This window comes from Domibacillus aminovorans, assembly GCF_001643235.1.
Taxonomy (GTDB): domain Bacteria; phylum Bacillota; class Bacilli; order Bacillales; family Domibacillaceae; genus Domibacillus; species Domibacillus aminovorans.
Genome location: NZ_LQWY01000023.1, coordinates 20,778 through 39,814, shown reverse-complemented (window position 1 = coordinate 39,814; position 19,037 = coordinate 20,778). Strand labels below are relative to the sequence as shown.

Genomic DNA, 19,037 nt, shown 5'->3' with positions numbered 1-19,037 from the left:
TTAACTAATTTAATTATTATAATAACTAATAACATTAGTTATTACAACAAAAAAACAACCTCCATTGACTATAAAATCATTGGAGGCTCGTTTTATGTATGATTTACTCGGCTACTTTATAAAGTGAGTCTACGTTATAGCCTTTCGCTTTATAGTAGTCGAGAATACCGCAGTAAATCGCGTTTGACATGATCTTCATCGAATAATCCGACTTCATTTTGGCTGCATCTCCTGCATTGGAAATGAACCCAAGCTCCGCTAGTGCTGCTGGCATATTGTTTTCACGAAGCACAGAGAAGTCTCCTGGTTTTACTCCACGATCATTTAAATCCCATGCGGCCAACATACGTGCCTGAATTTTCGCTGCGAGCAATTTGCTGTCTGCCACATGCGGATTTCCTGCTGCATAATAATAGGTTTCCGTCCCGCTTGCACTGGCTGATGCAGAATTCACATGGATGCTGACGAAAATATTACCACCGTTGTTTTTGGCAAAAGTAGACCGGTCTTTCAATTTAATAAACGTGTCAGTAGAACGAGTCATTTTCACATTAAATGGCGTTTGTTTCAATAAGTCATTCACTTGAAGTCCCGTTTTCAGCACAACATCTTTTTCTTTCAGACCATTTCCAACCGCTCCTGAATCCGTGCCGCCATGACCCGGATCGAGAATAATCGTTTGACTTGAAAGCTGTGCATCACTGCCTTCTGTCACGGGAGGTGTCGTGACATCTGTTCCTGTACTGCTCAAATAAGAGGAGCTGATAAAACCAACAGTATTCCCTATTTTCACATAGGTCCATCCACCAACGGAATGAGCGCCGGCTACTTCTGTATTCGCAGCAATTTTCCCTAATGAGGCAAACGAAGTAGAAGGGCCTGAACGAACGTTTAAATTCCCTGCCGTTGACCAACGTTTGCTTGTAAAGTCACCGAATGATTTCAATCGAAATTCGGGATTAATGGCCCGTGCCAAAAAGACAGCGAAATCTGCCCGAGTGATCGTTTGATTCGAACCAAACGTTCCATCTGAAAGACCGCTTGCGATGCCTAAATCCATCAATGCTTTTTCAGCATTTGATGAATAGCCAAATGCCTTTGCCAGCATGATCGCCATTTCACCGCGTGTTACAGCTTTATATGGAAGAAATTTCTTGCCATCATAGCCTGACATAATTCCTTTTTCTACAACTGCTTGTACATAACCCGACGCAAAGCTGCTGGAGCCCAAATCCGTAAAGCCTGTTAGCCGCTGTGTTCCGTCCAGCTGAAGTGTACGCCCGATGAAAACAGCCGCTTCTGAACGAGTAATTGTTTTATTCGGCGTGAATGTTGTCGTCGATGTCCCACTCACAATTTTGCCTTCTACCAAGTAATTAACTTCCTTCAATGCCCGAGAAGGAACATCGATAAAACCAGCAGCTTGAACAGGTTTTATTCCAAAAAGAGTAACAATCATAAGAAATGACAGAGCAACAACCAAAAACCTTTTCACCTTTTTGCCTCCATTCACTAAATATTCCTCTTAATCTACTATTTAGTATATATGAACTTGCAAAAAGTGTTTATCATTTTTTAAAATATTTTGACATATTAGGAAAATAATAAGGCTTACTTCCCTTTTGAACGTCTGTCAAATGAAACCGAGTACACTTCACGTCGGAAATGCAGAACCGGGTCGTCCGTGCACGCAATCCCATTCGTCATAACGGTCGGATCAAATACGACATCATCTGCCTGATGTTCCAGTTTGTTCGTGATCGATAAATGTCCAAGCGTGATTTTTTTCCGTTCATCCGGCCACATAACCGTTGAATCATTAACGGAATCTCCTTTTTCACCTAGCCAGACGTTTAAACGAAAGCCAATTGGCCCTGTTGCCATCCTGTTTTCTAGCTCTTCATCTAAGTAATCAACCGGATGCATAACCGCTTCTTTTTTCGTCTTGATATTTACATTGTCGTCCGGTTCCCATTCATATTTAATCCCCTGCTGCTCCCCTTTTTCATTTATGAAATAAAACGCATGAATCGGAAAATAGCGGCTCGTTGAATAACTAATAAACGGCCGCAGTTTTTTCATAATGTGAAAAGCCGCTCTGCTTTCGGGATAGTTGATTAACATTTTTACGATATCACGAAGGCTCGATTTATCTCCAAGCGTGCGAAGCATCTCAACGAATACTTCCGGTGTTTTCGTAATAAAAACGGGCACCGTCGCACTAACAAGATTTGTCACGTTTCCATCTGGTAGCTGAAATTGAACAGACATTCCTTTTACTGGCGAAAGGATATCCACCATGTTCGGATTCGGTGAGCTATCAGAAAAACGAACGAGCGCCTTCACTTCTTTCTTTTGCAAATGAGCAGCTGTCGTGTACGGTGTCGCATTTCCATTCGGTGTAAAGATAGCTTGACAATACACACCTTTTGCATGTGCCCGCCGATACCCAGGAAACGTTCCTGCCATATTTTCAATTGAATCAACAGCCTGTTTCGCTAACTCAGGTTTATTTAATTTCATCTTTCTGCCTCCATTTTTATTAATTACTTACCACTTTTTAAAAATAAAAAGCCATCATAGATCCAGTTATGATCCATGATGGCTCCTTTCATTCAAACATCTTCCGTGAAAAAACTAAACCATCCTATTGTCCAAGTGCCCGTGCAAAGCCCATGGCCTGCTCCAGCGATGTGACGCAGCCTTTCAGCTGGTCAAATGAAACGATGATATTGTTAAACGAACTACTGCTAAGATCGAGCCCTTTCATGGATGTATCGGCGAAATTTGCCTGATTCATCTCACCACCGCTCAAATTCGATTTCTTCCAGCATTGGTATATTTGGCTTCTGGATTGCTACTTTTTTCTTCACGGCCATTTCCTCACCTCTTTCCGGAAATATTACCGGTTTTCAGTGCCGTTTACCATTCATATTGTTTATAATGATAAAGGCTCGATACAATGAAAAAGGTGATTACATGATAAGAACGGCTGCAATGACGATCGATCAGACGATTTTGCGCGATGTGCCGCTTGAGGAACTGCGCGGAGAACATATTCAATGGTACTGGGTGGATTTAAATGTACCGACAGACGAAGAAACAAACATATTAAACGACTTTTTTGCTTTTCACCCGCTGGCGATTGAAGACTGTCTTCATTTTATTCAGCGGCCGAAGCTTGATTATTACGACGACTATGATTTTATGATCATTCAATCCGTCAATCAAAAAACGCTGTCGCCGGAGGAGCTCGATATATTCTGGTGCGAGAATTTCATCGTGACATTTCACCGAAAACCGTCCGTTGAAGTTGATACCATTTGGGAACGGCTGCTTGAGCCGAAAAAAATAAAACATCCCGTTAATATTTTGTATCATCTCGTCGACAAAGTCGTCGATCATTTTTTCCCGAGTGTGTATCAAATCGAAGACAGCCTTATTCAATTAGAAGCGGAAGACGCAGACAATTACAAAACGAATGATTTATTTGACATTCGAAAAGAATTATTAAAGCTGCGCCGCATTATTTTTCCAATGCGTGAACTTTTGTATCGCGTGCTGAATTCAGACCGCGTACAAATATCCAAGAAAAACAAAGTATATTTTAAAGATATTTACGATCATTTGATTATGCTGACGGAGATTGTCGAATCGAACCGAGAGCTGACAAAAGATATGCGCGATAGTTATTTATCTGTCAATTCGAACCGGATGAACAACATTATGATGACGCTCACTGTCATTACGACGATTTTCATGCCGCTCACCTTTATCGCCGGCATATACGGGATGAATTTCACCCATATGCCTGAATTAACATGGCATTACGGCTACTTTATGGCGCTCGGTTTGATGGGCGGCATCGCGCTTTCGATGTTTGCGTTTTTTTGGCGAAAAGGATGGTTCAAACAGGATGATTAAGTTCTGACGGCGGTTGGTCATTAATCTTTCATCGATTTGAAATGCACCGTTTATAATTGCGTTTTTTGTTCATACTGTTGATAAACGGTATTAAAGGAGAACGCTATGAAGAAATTCTATTCTGTTTCAGCTTCATTTGCTCTAATGGTTTTGATTGCCGCCGGCTGCGGTACAAATGAAAGTGAGCAGCCTGTCAGAGATAATCAAACAGATACTATTGAAGAACATGCCCGAACTATGCCGAACAAACTAGACAACGTTGTTGGGACTTTAAAAGAACTGAAAGCGAGTATAGAGGATCCTGATAACGTGGGGGAAATTCAACAAGCCGGAAAAGTCTTGGAAGAACATTGGGATCTTGTTGAAAAAGAAATAGAAGAGCAATATCCGGACGATTATGAAAATATTGAGGAAAGCCTGTACCCACTCATCGCCGAAGCGAAAAAAGATGAACCTGATGTAGAAAAAATGAAGACATTAATTGATGATACAAACGGAAAATTAACAGAGTTTCTGGAAAAGGCTGAAAAGCCGAAAAGATCGCCGCAAAAATCATACTAATACGATTTAATTGCATCGAGTAATAAACAGACTAAATCCATTAAACGAGTTTAGTCTGTTTTATTATTTCCCGGGAAATAATAAAATTACTTGAAAGGACTGTACAATTTGTATACAGAATTTATGGAAGTGGAACAGCGCCCGTACCCATTACCTTCTTCACCATGGATTATGAAACAAACATGGACCAATATGCTGTTTGCCCACTGGCCAGTTTCTGCTGATCTTTTAAGAGCGCATATACCTGCGCAGCTTCAGATAGACATATGTGATGGTGCAGCATGGGTTAGTCTCATCCCCTTTCAAACCCATCATACAAGACTGCACGGCATGCCGAAGTTTCCGTTTTATCATTCTTATCTGGAATTAAATGTCCGGACATACGTCACTTATGAAGGGATTCCCGGCGTTTATTTTTTTAGTCTGGATGCCAATAAGTGGCCGATTGTCACCGGTGCAAAAATAGGAACTGCTCTTCCCTATAAACATGCCCGCATGAAGATGATGATAAAAGATCCGGTTGTGCACTACACAAGCCAGCGGCAGCACCCAGGCAGCCCAGATGAACTCTTTCAGGCAAGTTACCAACAATCATCGAGCATTTATGTACCGGACAAGGAAAGCCTTGAATACTGGCTTCTTGAACGTTATTGTTTCTGGACTTTAAAAGGAAATTCTCTTTATCGTGGCGATATCCACCATGACCGCTGGAGAATTACAAAAGCACAGGCTGACCTTTATCACAATACGATGGCTTCGTTCTTACCGCGGCATTCCTTTCAAAACGAACCTCTTCTACACTTTTCAAGTAATAAAAATGTGTTTACCTGGCCTTTGCAAAAGGTTCGATAAACACATTTTTTTATTTTTCTACATCAAAAACGATACCGTTCTGTCTGCGTGCTTCTTCCATAATTTGAATCACAATTTCACTTACGTTACGGAAATACTGGTATTTTTCTTGATCGTTTGATTCAATGATCTCGGCTATCACTTTTGCTTCATAGATCATGTCGTTCTCTTCTTCTGGTACAGCAAGCTGTTCTTTTTCACCTGTTCGGCGGTTTTTGAACTCGATACTTGTAATCGGTGCGATGTGATCAATGGCGATCGTGCCCTCTTCTCCGCCAATTTCACCAGGCAAATGCGAATCTGTAATTTTTGAATACATCGCTGTGCACGTATGATCCCCGTAATCGAGAACGACTGATCCGCTTCCATCTACACCCGTTGGCAACATCATCACGTGACAAGAGATATTCTTAGGTTTTCCGAACAATGATACAGCAAAACTAATCGGATAAACACCTAGGTCCACGAGTGCACCACCAGAAAATGCCGGTGAAAAAACATTCGGCTCTTCGCCTGCGAGCACGTTATCATAGCGGGATGAATACTTTATAAACTGGAAGAACGAATGGCGCACAGCCCCTACTTTTTCAATCGCTTCTTTCAACCGATCGTGGTTCGGTGTGTATAGATTACGGAATGCTTCAAACAAAAAGACACCGTTTTCATCAGCCACTTTAAATGCTTCTTCCAGCTCTTTTGTCGTCGAAAACATCGGTTTTTCACAAATAATATGCTTCTTATTTTTCATTAACAAAAGGGCTTGCTCAAAATGAAGAGAATTCGGTGACGCAATGTACACAACGTCAATCTCTTTATTAGCCGCTAACTCATTCAAGTCCGTAAACACGCGCGGCGCTCCAAGTTTGTCTGCTTTTTCTGCAGATCGGGAATACGCACCGGCAAACGTCAATTTTCCACTTTCCCTTACTGCATCCACAAATTGTTCTGTAATCCAACCTGTTCCAATTGTTGCTACATTCATGTTATATCCCTTCTTTCCTATCTTCTTTCATTAATCTACCATGTTTTGTTGATTGATTAAAGGGTTTCCATTTGAATATGTACATACGTTTTATTTGTGGCCTTGCAGCAATCCTTTTGAACGTGCTTCTTTTACCCAAGCCGGATATTCTTGCATCAGTAAATTGTACAATTCGTCATCCGGTATGGAGGACGGGTCTTCGATGCTGAAGAAATCGGCATTATCGATGAAGCGGCCGCTCATGTCATCTAATGCTTCTAGAAAACGAAAATCAGATGTGAAAAGGGAGTTGAACATCCCCTTTTTCTTTTTCAAAGATTTATTCGATTTGCCTATAGCCATGAATTGCCAAAACAATGGCTCATACGAAGCGCTTTGCAGCATACTTTTCGTTAATGATTCATCCATCGTTAAAATATTCGACAGGAAATGTCAATATTCCTATACTTTCTAGAGAATCCGTTTAAAAAGGTCCCTTTACAATAAAAAAGACTGCTCCCTCTATCTGTCGGAAACAGTTTTGTTCACTTTCATTATTTCATTTGTTAATACATTAATCTCTACCTGTACGCGATTGCTTTTATGTGATGTACATTTACATGAACATCTTGTTCTTTTACAGTCATCAAATCGAGAAAATTTGTTTCTTTATGGATAAGTTTTCCACTCATACTTTCTTTATCCCCGATATTGCATGTAATAAATGCACCTTGCATACTTTCGATTTGTTTATCAAGCGTTCGGGCGAATAGCTTAACTGGAGCATTCGGTTCTTGACGGATCGATTGACTAAATCCATAAGGATGTGAGGAAGCAGGGTAAGGAATAAGCCATTTTATATGTTGTAATGGAATAATCATTGTTTGATAAACAGGAGAGAAAAAGACAATATAATCATTCATCACATGTGTGATATGTCCGTGGACCGGCTGGTGGGCTGTAACATTTAATTCAACAAAGATCCCTTTCTCAGCTGCACGCAATATTTCTATTAAAGATAACTTATCAGCGAGTGGCGGCGCTGTGATAGCATCAAATTGTGTGAACGAATCGGCTTCTTCCTTTGATAACAGTCTTATCTCTCGAATATGAATTAATGGAATATAATAAAACTCATCTTGTTTACGCAAAACAAGAACATCGCTGCCAAAATCAATTAGTACACCCGACACTTCCTTCTTTCCTACAAGTTCTAGATGAATGAACTCTCCCACATACGTTTTGAGTAACTTCATCAACGACTCACCTCCCTATCCCTTTCATAAAACCACGTAATCCTAAAATAAGGAAAGAGAAAAACATAGCCTTCTATTACTTTATTCGTTCCCGATGCATCCGTTTTTCTTTTAACTTCATGTAATCCTTTTGCGCCTGTTTCATCAGTGAGAAATTTTGAGATTTTTCCGCCTGCTTCATCAGTGAATAATATTGTGTTTCGAGCATTTTTTCTTTTTCTTCCTGTGTCCAAACAGGCTGTATGAAATCTTGTTTTTCTTCTGCCACCTGTACAGTTGTTTGTATAACGCTTTGTTTTTCTTCTGCTTGCAGTCTTCCGTCTTTTTTGCTGTATTTTAATTTTTTGTTCTTTCGGTATGTTTGAGATTGAAGATCTTTTAAACGAGAAAAAGTCCCTGAATCATAACGAATGTTTTTCTTACTTTTAGTTGTTTGTATAACGCTTTGTTTTTCTTCTGCTTGCAGTCTTCCGTCTTTTTTGCTGTATTTTAATTTTTTGTTCTTTCGGTATGTTTGAGATTGGAGATCTTTTAAACGAGAAAAAGTCCCTGAATCATAACGGATGTTTTTCTTACGGGTAACTAGGTTTGATCGAAGTTTTCGATCGTACAGGGTGGAGTCAATCTCCTCGATTTCCTTTTCTCTAAATGGAGATTTATCTACACGATTTTTTCGCAAAGAAGAATCAGCAGTAAATGAATTCATTTCTCTTGCTTTTCCCTCGCTTGTTTCGAAAGATGAATTCACCAGCTCTACTTGATCATCATCTAACTCCTCTTTTTGTTCGACTTCATCATTATGCTGAAGTGCGTCTAAGCGATCTGTTGCTTCTGTCTCGTTAGCAGCAGATGTTTCATGTGAATGACTTATTGCGTCCAACTGGCTATTTGTAGATGCTTCATTTTCATTTGAATGATCTGTCGCTTCTGTTTCGCTATTTGTAGACGTCCCATTTTCAATTGAATTGTTCGTTGCGTTGGAATCACCTTCTTCATAAAATCCCGAAAAAATAGTGGATATATATGAATTTTGCATAATAACCTTTTCTTCACCACTAATTAAAATAAGATGGTCATCAAAGACCTTGCTAAGAAAACCGGTCAGCACTTGATCATTGTAGCAGTTAATTGTGACCCATCTTTGTTTGCATTGTTCTAAAATTTCCTGTAACTTCTCGGCCTGTAAATAATCATGATTTATTTTGTTCGTTTGATTATCTTTTGTGTTTTTTGAAACGGATTTAATTTGGTTAAGATGATGATAAAAGTGCTCTTCTTTCTCGTTCTGCAAAATAATATAATCCTCTTTAACGTCAACCAAACTTCCTTTAATTAAGATTCCATCGTTTGAAAAAATACCGATTGAATACCCGATAAGCGCTTTAAGTGTCTCTGAAAAATAAGGGCTTGACATGACTAACCCCCTCACAGGTTTTATCCCTTTTTTTTAAAAATTGAGAAAAGCCACTTTAAACGAATTTGAAACAATTCCTTGTCTCTCACCCTAATTCAAAAGTGGCGATGCTGGTCACACTGTCTGTCTCTGACGATAATTACTCGCTTTTATTTTTCCTTTTTTCATCTTTATTTTTACTCTCTTTTTTTTCTTCGTTTTCTTTTTTATCTTCTTCTTCACAATCTTCAACTTTCAGATCATAACTAATATTGCGAATATGAAACATGGCAATGCGAATGACTTCTTCGTTCGCAACCACTGTAATATACTCATCTTGCACATCATCCAGCACGCCTTCATACTTCTCGTGACCGCCACGATTAACTGTAACCCAGTGATATTTTAAATCGCACAGTACATCTTTAAAACAATTGCTCCGGATATACTCGAAATCTTCAGGTGCATAGAGGTTGAAATTGAGACCCTTTTTCAAGTTATTCGTTAAACTTTTGACGTGGTGGCCTTTATAATAAAGAACACCGTCTTCTTTAGTGAGTAGCACAAAGTAATCTTCCTCTACTGCCAGCAATTGTCCAACTCTGGAATCATGACCGCCGCGGTTTACCTTTACAGCTTTGCCAACTAAAGAACATAGTATTTCTTTATCCATTCATCCTTCTCCTCCTGTTTAGAAAGTCTCTGTAATTATATGCGGGAAGCAAGATGTTGTACTGCTTCATTCGCCCAGTTGGAGATATTGTCCAAATAAAAAAACCAGGAACCCGTAAAACAAGTTCCTGATTGAACGTCAATTATAGAGCTAGTATACCTTGCTGAAGTCAAATAACGACCGGCTTTCTAGTAGTTACTTCCTCAAATGATTTAATTCATTTGTACTTATCGTATATCCATCGTCACATTTGAAGACTCTGTCGTTTTATCCGCTTCTTAACTCCACACCCATTTCCATATTTCTTTCGGTGTGGCGTTTTTCCCGTACATGAGAATGCCGATTTTGAATACTTTTCCGGCGAGTTTCATGAACAGCCAAATGCTGATGACAAGAATGGCGAGTGAAATGATAATCTTCGTCCACGGCCATTCCTTAACTAGCGAGAAGCGGATCAACAGTACACCCGGCGATGTAAATGGAATGTATGAACCAATTTGCGCGATCACCAGTGGATATGGTTACTTGTTCTCTTAATGAATGCTCGATTTCTTCCACAAATATCCCTTTTCCTTGCGACGTGCGGCTAAACCTAGGTGTTCAAGACCTGATATGTTCGCCGTGTTATCATCACGCTCATGTCTAAATCTTTCGTTTGTTGTTCTTTTATCATTCATCTCAAAGGGGATGACGTTTTTCCTCCACTTCCACGCGCGTCGGCATACCGCCTTGTGCACCAAACTTTGTAACAGATAGCGATGCTGCTCGATTAGCGAATTGAAGGCTTTCTTTAAGTTCTTTTCCTTCTGCTAACGCCACCGCAAATGCTGCATTAAATGTATCACCAGCTCCCGTCGTATCAACAGGTTCAACTAGATATGAAGGCACGACTACTTCTTTCTCCCCGTCAAAATAACGGACACCATTTTCTCCCTCTGTAACAAACACCTTATTAGGATAATTATGTATATTGGTAAAAAACGCTGCTGCTTCTATTTCATTTGGTGTAATATAGGTCGCTTTCTCAATCACATTCTTTGAAATCGGACGTGCTGGTGCCGGGTTTAATAAAAGCGGTACATCGTTTATCGCGCATAGCTCACTTACATACTCAACGGTTTCTTCTGGAATCTCTTGCTGAACAAGCACAATATTTGATTGACGAATGACATGAATCGCTCGGTCTACAAAAGCCGGTGTGACAAAATTATTCGCTCCTTTCACGACAATAATACTGTTGTCTCCGTTTGCTAGCGTAATGTGTGCTGTTCCCGTTTCCACTTGTGTAACGGCTTCTACATAGTCCGTATGAACACGATTGTTTTTAAAGTTCTCCAATATCGTTTCTCCAAACGCATCCATACCGATACATCCCACCATGTATACGTCCGCGCCAAGCCTAGCGGCAGCTACTGCCTGATTCGCTCCTTTTCCACCGGGCACCGTTTTAAATGACTCGCCAAGTATCGTCTCTCCTTTATTCGGACGTTTTGTCGCTGTTACGACTAGATCCATAGATGAACTGCCGATTACTGTAATCTTCACCATTCTCCTCAACCTCTCTCATCATCTCCCGTACGACAATTACGACGAGTACTTAATATTCATTCCCATTTTCTACGCTTCTTTTCTTTTAGTTTATCATTTTTCAATTATTCCGAAACCTTTTCCATTTTCGCGCGTACTAACACTTGAATATAAAGGAGGATGACAAAATGAACAATCACGAAATTGATTATGAACTTTTTGGCGATGATATGCAGTTTGTTCAGGTAGAGCTCGATCCGAAAGAAACGGTTATCGCTGAAGCAGGCAGCTTAATGATGATGGATGACGGCATTAAACTGGAGACGGTCTTCGGAGACGGATCATCGAGGGGGAGCGGCGGATTGATGGGCAAGCTTTTAGGTGCTGGTAAACGGGTGCTGACGGGAGAAAGTTTATTTATGACGACGTTTACGAATGAAGCTCACGGGAAAAAACATGTCTCATTTGCTTCTCCTTACCCTGGAAAAATTATTCCAATGGATTTAAGTGAAATGAACGGGAAAATTATTTGTCAAAAAGATGCATTTTTAGCCGCAGCAAAAGGCGTTTCTGTTGGCATTGAATTGCAGCGTAAACTCGGTACTGGCTTTTTTGGCGGTGAAGGTTTCATCATGCAAAAATTAGAAGGCGATGGTATGGCATTCGTCCATGCCGGTGGAACAATCTATAAAAAGACGCTTGCGCCAGGCGAATTGATCCGCATCGATACAGGCTGTCTTGTCGCGATGACAGGCGATGTTGATTACAATATTGAATTAGTTGGCGGAGTCAAAACAGCATTATTTGGGGGAGAAGGTCTATTTTTAGCAACATTACGCGGACCCGGAACCGTTTGGGTGCAGTCCCTTCCATTTAGCCGACTCGCCAGCCGTGTTTTTGCTGCAATGCCGCAAAATGGCGGCTCAAAAGGAGAAAGCGGACTTGGAAGTATGTTTGACTTTCTCGGCGGTGACAGAGACTAAATTTTCTTATTAAAATGAGCGTTACTCAGCTTTTAGCTGCTTTATTCAGTTTCGGAGCACTTTACTCGGTTTGAAACACCGTTATCTATTTTTAGTTAGAAGGCTATTGCAATCTAATAATCGACGTCCTATAATAAAATTGTGAATTAATTCACATGCATGTGCCGACTTACTTTTTAAAAATAGGGGAGTGTTTTGAATGATTGATATTAAAGGCAATAAAGTCGTCCTTATCGGTACAGGTGCAGTTGGTTCAAGCTATGCATTTTCTATGCTGAACCAAGGTGTATGCGATGAGCTTGTATTAATTGATTTAAATAAACAAAAATCAATAGGCGATGTAATGGACTTAAATCACGGTGTCCTTTATGCTCCGACTACAACAAAAGTAAGGTTTGGTAAATATACAGATTGCGCTGACGCAGCACTCGTCGTCATTTGTGCCGGTGCGAATCAAAAGCCGGGTGAAACACGTCTTGAGCTCGTCGAAAAAAATATGGTGATCTTTAAAAACATTGTTGGGCAAGTAATGGATTCCGGCTTTGATGGCATTTTCCTCATCGCAACTAATCCGGTTGACATCTTAACATACGCAACATGGAAATTTTCCGGTCTACCGAAAGAACGTGTAATCGGTTCAGGTACTATTCTCGATACTGCCCGCTTCCGTTATTTGCTTGGCGATTACTTCGGTGTTTCTCCAACAAGTGTCCATGCATCTATTATCGGTGAACACGGCGATACAGAAGTAGCAGTCTGGAGCAGCGCAAATATTTCTGGTATTCCATTGAAGGATTATGCAGCTCATGACCATACTGAAAATCTAGAAGACAAAATGATTGAAATCGCCGTCCAAGTTCGTGATGCAGCGTACAAAATCATTGAAGCAAAAGGCTCTACGTATTACGGGATCGCGATGGGCTTAACACGTATTTCTCGGGCAATCTTGCAAAATCAAGATGTAATTCTAACCGTTTCTGCTCTATTAGAAGGCGAATTCGGTCATGAAAATATCTACATCGGTGTTCCCGCTGTTGTAAACCGTCAAGGTGTGCGTGAAGTCGTCGAAATCCCGTTAAGCGAACGTGAAAAAGAATTATTCGATATTAGTGTAAATACATTGAAAAAAATACAAGAACCATTCTGGATTTGAACAAAAAGAAACGATCTCACAAAGCTGCGAGATCGTTTTTTTATAAAATGTCATACACTCGTCCGACCTGTCCATCCTGCAATCGTACTTTAATTCCGTGCGGATGAAAACTTGAATTTGTTAAAATATCTTTCACAATGCCACGTGTTTTTGTACCAGTGCGTTGATCCTTTTTCAATATAATGTTTACTTCAATCCCCGGTTTAATGTCGCTTCTATTTTGTCCATTCATGTTCATTCCTCTTTTCTATGTTGGAACGCTTACCTTCTCACTTTTCACTGATAGTATATTAATTCAAATGCCCTTCTCTTATTTTAAAATAAAAAAAACAAAATAGAAAGGAAGCAAAACGATTACTTCATTCTGAATTATATATTAATACTATCTTGACGCCTCTTTTTTCCGTTGTTATGATAGGTCTATTCTATTAAATATGTATTTTATATACTTGTTTATATAAAGCCTAGTAAAGTCATCTGCAAATAGGAGGTTGTTTTGTTGCACCGAGTCATTTTCGCACTCTTTTTATTTTTTGTCCTGCTCATTGTAAAATCACCGATGTTTCGTGGCAACCGTATTGATGCATCATATGGTGCGATGGTTATGGCAATTGGTATTTTTCTTATCGGTGTCGCACCGCAATTTGACATTCCATTTGTTATTCCAGCTTATCTTGTTGATTTTTCACTTTTTTTCATCTGGTTATTCCTTATCTTGTCATTTATGAGAGCTGCGTTTAAAGGCGTATTCCGAAAACGATATTTAACGCACCCGGTTCAAAGCTTTGCAGTCGGTACATGGGTTGCCGCTACATCTATTTTATGTCTCGTCCTGTATCATCAATATTCTTTTTTCAAAAATAGTATTTTCATAGTAGCCTTATTAAATACTGGACTATGGGTTTTTTACTTATTTTTATGCATCAAAAGCTATAAAGTGATTTTTTCAGCAAAATACTATGAGCGTGTAAACGGCATCATTTTTCTATCGACTGTCAGCACTCAGTCGCTCATTATCGTCTTTAATACCTTATTTGATCATCCTATTTTACATCATATAAGCCAAGCTGCGGTTTTTGTCGGTCTTACACTATATTTTATCAATTTTGCTTTAATGATGATTCGCTTGAGGTCTTTCCAGCAGCATCAACTATTAGATGAGTGGAAAAACACAAATTGCATCGTTCATGGTGCAATGTCCATTACTGGTATAGCATCGATTACGTCCGGTACAATCCCAACCAACATCACCTTTCTTATGTGGATCTGGGCCGCTGCTCTCTTTGTTATCATCGAAGGCATCGAGCTTTGGCGATTGGCTGCACGTTTAAATGAATACACGCTTAATGAGGCAATTGGCCGTTACCATGTTTCCCAATGGGCTCGTAACTTCACGTTCGGAACTTTTTATGTCTTTACACTGAATATCGACTTATCTGGATATCACTCGGTCCTTTTGCACATTCAACATATCGTCATTGAATCTGGTGTACCGGTGCTGATCAGTCTCCTCTTGATTGAAACGTTTCTCTTTTTCAAAGATGCACTGCCTTGGCAAGAAAGTCGGCAGCATGTTATTCAAAAAAGACGTGCTTCATAATTCTTATTGTGCTTATTATTTTATAACCCAACCATTAAAATGCATAAAACAAAAATGGATCATTTTACATTTTCATTTCCGCACTCATTTACTATCGATTCACGTGAAATTTCGAGTCGTTTTCGGTACAATGAAAGAAGAATGGAGAGTGAATGATTGAAAAGGTTATTCCAACTTATATTGTTGCTAGTAGTTGTTTATAATACACGGCCGCTCTGGGACGAATTCGTAGAGCCTTATGTTGATTTATCGTTTATGGATGTGATCGGTGAGCAAGTAGAAACCGTTCGGGAAAGTCCCATTGTAATTGATGCAATCGATACAGTGACGAGCAAAGTTGAAAGCTGGGTTGGGGTTGGAGCCGAATCTGTTGTACAAGTTGAAAAACCAGCGCTTACGACACCAGATTCACAGACATTTTCTATCTACAATATACAGATTGGAGATGCACGAGCGGACGTTGAGCAAGAAATCGGCACGCCGAAACGTCATTCACAAAATGAATACGGCATAGACTGGTATGCATATCACGAAAATTATCAAAACTTTTTGATGGTATCCTACGATGAAAATGATCAGGTAAACGGTCTCTACACGAGCCATGATTTAATTTCATCTACTGTTGGTATTGCATTGGACACGCCAAAGAAAACCGTTCGAGCGAAATTAGGTGAACCGATGGATAAGCTGCGTAAAGGATTAACGTATTATATTTTGAATGAAACGGACGAGCATGATTACTTCCAGCTTGATGATAATTACGTGACCGTTTTTTATGACGTTCACGAAAACAACACGGTGACCGCCATTCAAATTATTGATAAAGATCTGGAAACGGCGAAAGGTTCAATGTATGCAGATGAAAGTGCTTCTTTAAAAGAAGGGCTTGAATATCAACTGTTCGATGTGACGAATGCTGCGCGTGTTACGCACGGATTACCAGTATTAACATGGGATGATCACGTAAGAGAGACGGCTCGTGATCACAGTCTTGATATGGCGGAGAATAACTATTTTGACCATACGAATTTAAAGGGCGAATCGCCTTTTGACAGGATGGAAGACGATGGGATTCACTTTATGGCAGCTGGAGAAAATTTGGCTTATGGACAGTACAGCAGTGTTTTTGCTCATGAAGGATTAATGAATTCAGCCGGTCATCGGAAAAATATTTTAAGTGACGATTTTGGCTATTTAGGTGTCGGTGTGGCGTTCAATGAAGAGTCACAACCGTACTATACAGAGAATTTTTTCGATAATTGAACTCTCACTGCTTTGTGCAGTGGGAGTTTTATGAATGATTACGGGCTATTTTATGTGCGAATCCGGTCTGTTGTGTGCGTTCTTATCGGTCATATTGGTCAGCAGCCTTTCCCATAATACACACACCAAAAAGGCAATCTCAGAGGAGATTGCCTTTTTACGAAGTCTATATGATTATGCTTTTTGTACGTTAGTTGCTTGTGGTCCACGTTGGCCTTGTTCAACTTCAAACGTAACTTCTTGACCTTCGTCTAAAGATTTGTAGCCTTCGCCTTGAATAGCTGAGAAGTGAACGAATACATCGTCTCCAGCTTCGCGCTCGATGAAACCGAAACCTTTTTCTGCGTTAAACCATTTTACTTTACCTTGTTCCATGTTATGTTGCCTCCCGATGTGCGATGTGCACAATATAATACTATTCCTGCTCAAAGCAATATCAAGACAATAAGCTTTACAGCACTTGTACTTCTCGAACAAAAATAATTCTTCTTTAGAATATCACCTTTAAAGAAAATAAGCAAGTCATTACAAGTGATTTTTTCATTTTGACGCTGTCGTTTCGCCCCGTTACATTGATGCCATAAACATAAGGCACATTCATCATCAAACAGTTACTGTTTTAATGCTTGCATTAAATTGCCTGCAATATCAAGGTCGTTAAAACTCAGTCCGAGTTGAATCGATGTCATCGCCACTTCCGGTCGAATACCCGACAATGTCGTTTTTACACCGACTAATTTCAGCGCATCAATCAAGTGAAAAATTTGCAGTGCAACCATTGTGTCGACAATCGCCACACCGGACAAGTCAATAAATAAATGATTAATTTGTTTTTCTACACATTGACTGATGGCTTGTTCCAGCAAGTGTTTCGCTCGTTCCGTATCGACAGATCCTATTATAGGCAGCAGCCCTTTTTGATTTTGCAGTGCGATGACCGGTGTACTCAATTCACGAATGACTTCCTGCTGGCTGCGAAGTTGTATTTGTGAAAATTTATGATTTTCTTTTACGAAGCGTTTCATCACTTTTCCAAACGCTTTAATGATCATCCGTGTCCAGCGGTTCGCTTCTTCATGTGAGTAGATTCCTTCGTTTCGCTGCACAAATTCATCTATGTAATTGAGATATTGTTCCTGCACATTTAAAAACTCGCTGAGAATAATATAATTTGGTGTATCCAAATGCCCAGAATCTTTTGCAATTTGAATGATCCAATCGTTAAAATCTTCAAAAAATTCCTGTTCTTCTTTAATAAATACTTCACATAAATGCTCGTGGAAAGCAAAGTTTTGCCGTTTTAATTTCTGGATAGCAACCGGGTCCGTCGAAGCGTATATGCCGGTCACTTTTGATTGATCAAGAGACGCGTACCACTCTTCCGTTAAGTCCCATGCCCGCTCGAGTAAAAATTGGTGCAATGCTGGATTTCTATGCATCTGTTCACAACTCCTGCGTTCAAATTCACCATACTTCTTCATTGTATCGAAATGCAGATGCCGTGTCGATTTTAATGATATATAAAAGAGCTGCCTCAACAACTGAGACAGCTCTTCCATCAAAAACGTAATGTACAGCTTCTTTTGCTGTTTTAATACTGGCATCAATACTTTATTGATGTGTAATGTATCAAAATATGATGGTTATTTAAACTTATTGTTAAACACCAACTGCAGCATTCGTTTTATTATAAAATTCAATAAAGTTTTTAACAACTGAATCTAAGAATTCAACTGTACCATTATCAGTTAGTTCACCAGCTTCATTAATTTTTTCGTGAACGGAACCAATATATACTTCATTACCTGGCAATAAAACAGGTGCTAAAGCCGGGTTTGATAAAATTTCTCTTAAGTGGATTTGCGCACGAACACTTCCTAGTACACCCATAGAAGAACCTATGATGAATGCAGGCTTGTCTTTAACTGTGAAATCGCCGCCACGTGATAACCAGTCGATTGCATTTTTCATTGTACCTGGAATAGAGAAGTTATATTCAGGCACTGCAAATAATACGGCATCTGAATCCTTCACATCAGCTTTAAATTTTTGTACGTTTGCTGGTGGGTTGTTTTCTATATCAATTGAAAAACTTTCAACGTCATTAATAAATACAGGTGTAATGTCTAATTGATCTGCATAACGCTTTTTCATATGTTCAACTATTTTTAAGTTGAATGAAGTTGAACTTGTACTACCGATAATTGCTTTAACTTTAATTGTCATAATGGTAAAACCCCTTTACATATAATTAATAACTTATTGCGTAACCTAGTTTATCCTGACTTTTTCTAAGCAATACACGTGATAAATCATACATTTACCACAGCCATTTCTTTAACTATTTTTAATAACAAGTGTATTGTACCATATAAATAGTTGTTATAACAACTATTTGAATTAAAAGTAATTCATTTCACATTTTGGCGAATTTTCAATAAAATTCGGTTCACTTCCTGCAACTCTTTATCTGTAATCCCGCTCACAACAGATCGGTGGAAACTTTCTGTAATGGGAATGATCTTATCACCCAGCTTATTGCCTTCTTCGGTTAAATACACGTGCAGAAAACGGCGGTCATTCGAGGACATAGATCGTTTAATAAATCCTTTTTGCTCCAGACTCGCCAGCATACGTGTAATATTCGTTTTATCTTTATCTAACTTTTCTGCAATTTCATTTTGTGTTAGGCCATCTTTTTCCCACAATAGCATCATAATGAGATTTTGCTCTGGGGCCAGATTAAAAGGCGCTAGCATTGCTTTTACGCAGCTGGTCAGCTTTAAGTCTGTCTGGTGAATCGTAATGCTTATATAATCCGTCAATGATAATTTCATTTCCATCACCTGCTTTCCTCGAACTGCATTATAGTGAAATTATGAAAACGTGTC

General features: G+C 39.4%; 21 protein-coding genes and 1 pseudogene. 7 read left to right on the top strand and 15 right to left on the bottom strand.

The annotated features are described in order from the left end of the window. Positions 1–103: 103 nt before the first annotated feature. The 3 genes from AWH49_RS10030 to AWH49_RS20000 all read right to left on the bottom strand — a co-directional run bounded on the left by AWH49_RS10030 (position 104) and on the right by AWH49_RS20000 (position 2,815). A complete protein-coding gene (locus AWH49_RS10030; protein ID WP_244886798.1) occupies positions 104–1,495 on the bottom strand; it encodes an N-acetylmuramoyl-L-alanine amidase in 1,392 nt (463 codons plus the stop codon). A gap of 116 nt (positions 1,496–1,611) precedes the next feature. Beyond that, on the bottom strand, positions 1,612–2,523 hold the full coding sequence (locus AWH49_RS10025; protein WP_063965580.1) for a catalase family peroxidase: 912 nt from the start codon (positions 2,521–2,523) through the stop codon (positions 1,612–1,614). Between the two features lie 124 nt (positions 2,524–2,647). Then, the gene (locus AWH49_RS20000) at positions 2,648–2,815 is read right to left on the bottom strand and encodes a hypothetical protein (protein WP_157723705.1); all 168 of its coding nucleotides are present in this window, start codon (positions 2,813–2,815) and stop codon (positions 2,648–2,650) included. 164 nt (positions 2,816–2,979) lie between these two features. On the opposite strand from AWH49_RS20000, the gene corA reads away from it, so the two are divergent. The 3 genes from corA (at position 2,980) to AWH49_RS10010 (ending at position 5,337) form a co-directional block, all read left to right on the top strand. Beyond that, the gene (corA, locus tag AWH49_RS10020) at positions 2,980–3,924 is read left to right on the top strand and encodes a magnesium/cobalt transporter CorA (RefSeq protein ID WP_018395274.1); all 945 of its coding nucleotides are present in this window, start codon (positions 2,980–2,982) and stop codon (positions 3,922–3,924) included. A gap of 105 nt (positions 3,925–4,029) precedes the next feature. Beyond that, a complete protein-coding gene (locus tag AWH49_RS10015; RefSeq protein WP_063965579.1) occupies positions 4,030–4,485 on the top strand; it encodes a hypothetical protein in 456 nt (151 codons plus the stop codon). A gap of 108 nt (positions 4,486–4,593) precedes the next feature. Then, a complete protein-coding gene (locus AWH49_RS10010; protein ID WP_082862776.1) occupies positions 4,594–5,337 on the top strand; it encodes a YqjF family protein in 744 nt (247 codons plus the stop codon). Between the two features lie 10 nt (positions 5,338–5,347). Here AWH49_RS10010 and AWH49_RS10005 read toward each other — a convergent pair whose 3' ends face one another. The 7 genes and pseudogenes from AWH49_RS10005 to rbsK form a co-directional block, all read right to left on the bottom strand. Next, positions 5,348–6,319, bottom strand: a complete 972-nt coding sequence (locus AWH49_RS10005; protein WP_063965578.1) for a Gfo/Idh/MocA family protein — start codon at positions 6,317–6,319, stop codon at positions 5,348–5,350. A gap of 90 nt (positions 6,320–6,409) precedes the next feature. Further along, complete coding sequence (locus AWH49_RS10000) at positions 6,410–6,727, bottom strand: VWA domain-containing protein (protein ID WP_063965577.1); 318 nt, start codon at positions 6,725–6,727, stop codon at positions 6,410–6,412. Between the two features lie 152 nt (positions 6,728–6,879). After that, positions 6,880–7,554 carry a hypothetical protein gene (locus AWH49_RS09995; protein ID WP_063965576.1) on the bottom strand — a complete coding sequence of 225 codons (675 nt, stop codon included), beginning with the start codon at positions 7,552–7,554 and terminating at the stop codon, positions 6,880–6,882. A 76-nt stretch (positions 7,555–7,630) separates the two neighbouring features. Further along, positions 7,631–8,968, bottom strand: a complete 1,338-nt coding sequence (locus AWH49_RS09990) for a DUF2642 domain-containing protein (protein WP_063965575.1) — start codon at positions 8,966–8,968, stop codon at positions 7,631–7,633. Between the two features lie 139 nt (positions 8,969–9,107). After that, on the bottom strand, positions 9,108–9,620 hold the full coding sequence (locus AWH49_RS09985; protein WP_063965574.1) for a hypothetical protein: 513 nt from the start codon (positions 9,618–9,620) through the stop codon (positions 9,108–9,110). A gap of 278 nt (positions 9,621–9,898) precedes the next feature. Then, positions 9,899–10,129, bottom strand: a pseudogene (locus AWH49_RS09980) (ABC transporter permease); the annotation flags it as partial. Positions 10,130–10,298: 169 nt separating this feature from the next. Beyond that, complete coding sequence (rbsK, locus tag AWH49_RS09975) at positions 10,299–11,168, bottom strand: ribokinase (RefSeq protein WP_063965572.1); 870 nt, start codon at positions 11,166–11,168, stop codon at positions 10,299–10,301. Positions 11,169–11,335: 167 nt separating this feature from the next. On the opposite strand from rbsK, the gene AWH49_RS09970 reads away from it, so the two are divergent. Both AWH49_RS09970 and AWH49_RS09965 read left to right on the top strand, forming a co-directional pair. Next, the gene (locus tag AWH49_RS09970; RefSeq protein WP_063965571.1) at positions 11,336–12,130 is read left to right on the top strand and encodes a TIGR00266 family protein; all 795 of its coding nucleotides are present in this window, start codon (positions 11,336–11,338) and stop codon (positions 12,128–12,130) included. Positions 12,131–12,329: 199 nt separating this feature from the next. Further along, positions 12,330–13,283 (top strand): L-lactate dehydrogenase, encoded by a 954-nt coding sequence (locus AWH49_RS09965; RefSeq protein ID WP_063965570.1) that lies wholly within the window; start codon positions 12,330–12,332, stop codon positions 13,281–13,283. 40 nt (positions 13,284–13,323) lie between these two features. Here AWH49_RS09965 and AWH49_RS09960 read toward each other — a convergent pair whose 3' ends face one another. Then, entirely contained in the window at positions 13,324–13,515 is a 192-nt protein-coding gene (locus AWH49_RS09960) for a YwbE family protein (protein WP_018395261.1), read from the bottom strand. A 267-nt stretch (positions 13,516–13,782) separates the two neighbouring features. Between AWH49_RS09960 and AWH49_RS09955 the strand changes: the two genes are divergently transcribed. Both AWH49_RS09955 and AWH49_RS09950 read left to right on the top strand, forming a co-directional pair. Further along, a complete protein-coding gene (locus AWH49_RS09955) occupies positions 13,783–14,883 on the top strand; it encodes an SLAC1 family transporter (RefSeq protein ID WP_063965569.1) in 1,101 nt (366 codons plus the stop codon). Between the two features lie 156 nt (positions 14,884–15,039). Beyond that, positions 15,040–16,146 carry a CAP domain-containing protein gene (locus AWH49_RS09950; protein WP_063965568.1) on the top strand — a complete coding sequence of 369 codons (1,107 nt, stop codon included), beginning with the start codon at positions 15,040–15,042 and terminating at the stop codon, positions 16,144–16,146. Between the two features lie 174 nt (positions 16,147–16,320). Here AWH49_RS09950 and AWH49_RS09945 read toward each other — a convergent pair whose 3' ends face one another. From AWH49_RS09945 to AWH49_RS09930, 4 genes are all read right to left on the bottom strand, one after another. Next, a complete protein-coding gene (locus AWH49_RS09945; RefSeq protein WP_018395257.1) occupies positions 16,321–16,521 on the bottom strand; it encodes a cold-shock protein in 201 nt (66 codons plus the stop codon). Between the two features lie 236 nt (positions 16,522–16,757). Beyond that, positions 16,758–17,585: an STAS domain-containing protein gene (locus tag AWH49_RS09940; protein ID WP_063965567.1), complete on the bottom strand. Its 828-nt coding sequence runs from the start codon at positions 17,583–17,585 to the stop codon at positions 16,758–16,760. 220 nt (positions 17,586–17,805) lie between these two features. After that, complete coding sequence (locus AWH49_RS09935; RefSeq protein WP_018395255.1) at positions 17,806–18,372, bottom strand: NADPH-dependent FMN reductase; 567 nt, start codon at positions 18,370–18,372, stop codon at positions 17,806–17,808. Between the two features lie 185 nt (positions 18,373–18,557). Further along, on the bottom strand, positions 18,558–18,989 hold the full coding sequence (locus tag AWH49_RS09930) for a MarR family winged helix-turn-helix transcriptional regulator (RefSeq protein WP_094777160.1): 432 nt from the start codon (positions 18,987–18,989) through the stop codon (positions 18,558–18,560). Between the last annotated feature and the right edge of the window lie 48 nt (positions 18,990–19,037).

Coding starts and splice junctions, on each gene's coding strand:
- AWH49_RS09945 (WP_018395257.1), bottom strand. CDS start 16,521: ATGGAACAAGGTAAAGTAAAATGGTTTAACGCAGAAAAAGGTTTCGGT.
- AWH49_RS09965 (WP_063965570.1), top strand. CDS start 12,330: ATGATTGATATTAAAGGCAATAAAGTCGTCCTTATCGGTACAGGTGCA.
- AWH49_RS09935 (WP_018395255.1), bottom strand. CDS start 18,372: ATGACAATTAAAGTTAAAGCAATTATCGGTAGTACAAGTTCAACTTCA.
- corA (WP_018395274.1), top strand. CDS start 2,980: ATGATAAGAACGGCTGCAATGACGATCGATCAGACGATTTTGCGCGAT.
- AWH49_RS09985 (WP_063965574.1), bottom strand. CDS start 9,620: ATGGATAAAGAAATACTATGTTCTTTAGTTGGCAAAGCTGTAAAGGTA.
- AWH49_RS09990 (WP_063965575.1), bottom strand. CDS start 8,968: ATGTCAAGCCCTTATTTTTCAGAGACACTTAAAGCGCTTATCGGGTAT.
- rbsK (WP_063965572.1), bottom strand. CDS start 11,168: ATGGTGAAGATTACAGTAATCGGCAGTTCATCTATGGATCTAGTCGTA.
- AWH49_RS09940 (WP_063965567.1), bottom strand. CDS start 17,585: ATGCATAGAAATCCAGCATTGCACCAATTTTTACTCGAGCGGGCATGG.
- AWH49_RS10025 (WP_063965580.1), bottom strand. CDS start 2,523: ATGAAATTAAATAAACCTGAGTTAGCGAAACAGGCTGTTGATTCAATT.
- AWH49_RS10015 (WP_063965579.1), top strand. CDS start 4,030: ATGAAGAAATTCTATTCTGTTTCAGCTTCATTTGCTCTAATGGTTTTG.
- AWH49_RS09995 (WP_063965576.1), bottom strand. CDS start 7,554: ATGAAGTTACTCAAAACGTATGTGGGAGAGTTCATTCATCTAGAACTT.
- AWH49_RS09930 (WP_094777160.1), bottom strand. CDS start 18,989: ATGGAAATGAAATTATCATTGACGGATTATATAAGCATTACGATTCAC.
- AWH49_RS10005 (WP_063965578.1), bottom strand. CDS start 6,319: ATGAATGTAGCAACAATTGGAACAGGTTGGATTACAGAACAATTTGTG.
- AWH49_RS09970 (WP_063965571.1), top strand. CDS start 11,336: ATGAACAATCACGAAATTGATTATGAACTTTTTGGCGATGATATGCAG.
- AWH49_RS10000 (WP_063965577.1), bottom strand. CDS start 6,727: ATGGATGAATCATTAACGAAAAGTATGCTGCAAAGCGCTTCGTATGAG.
- AWH49_RS09960 (WP_018395261.1), bottom strand. CDS start 13,515: ATGAATGGACAAAATAGAAGCGACATTAAACCGGGGATTGAAGTAAAC.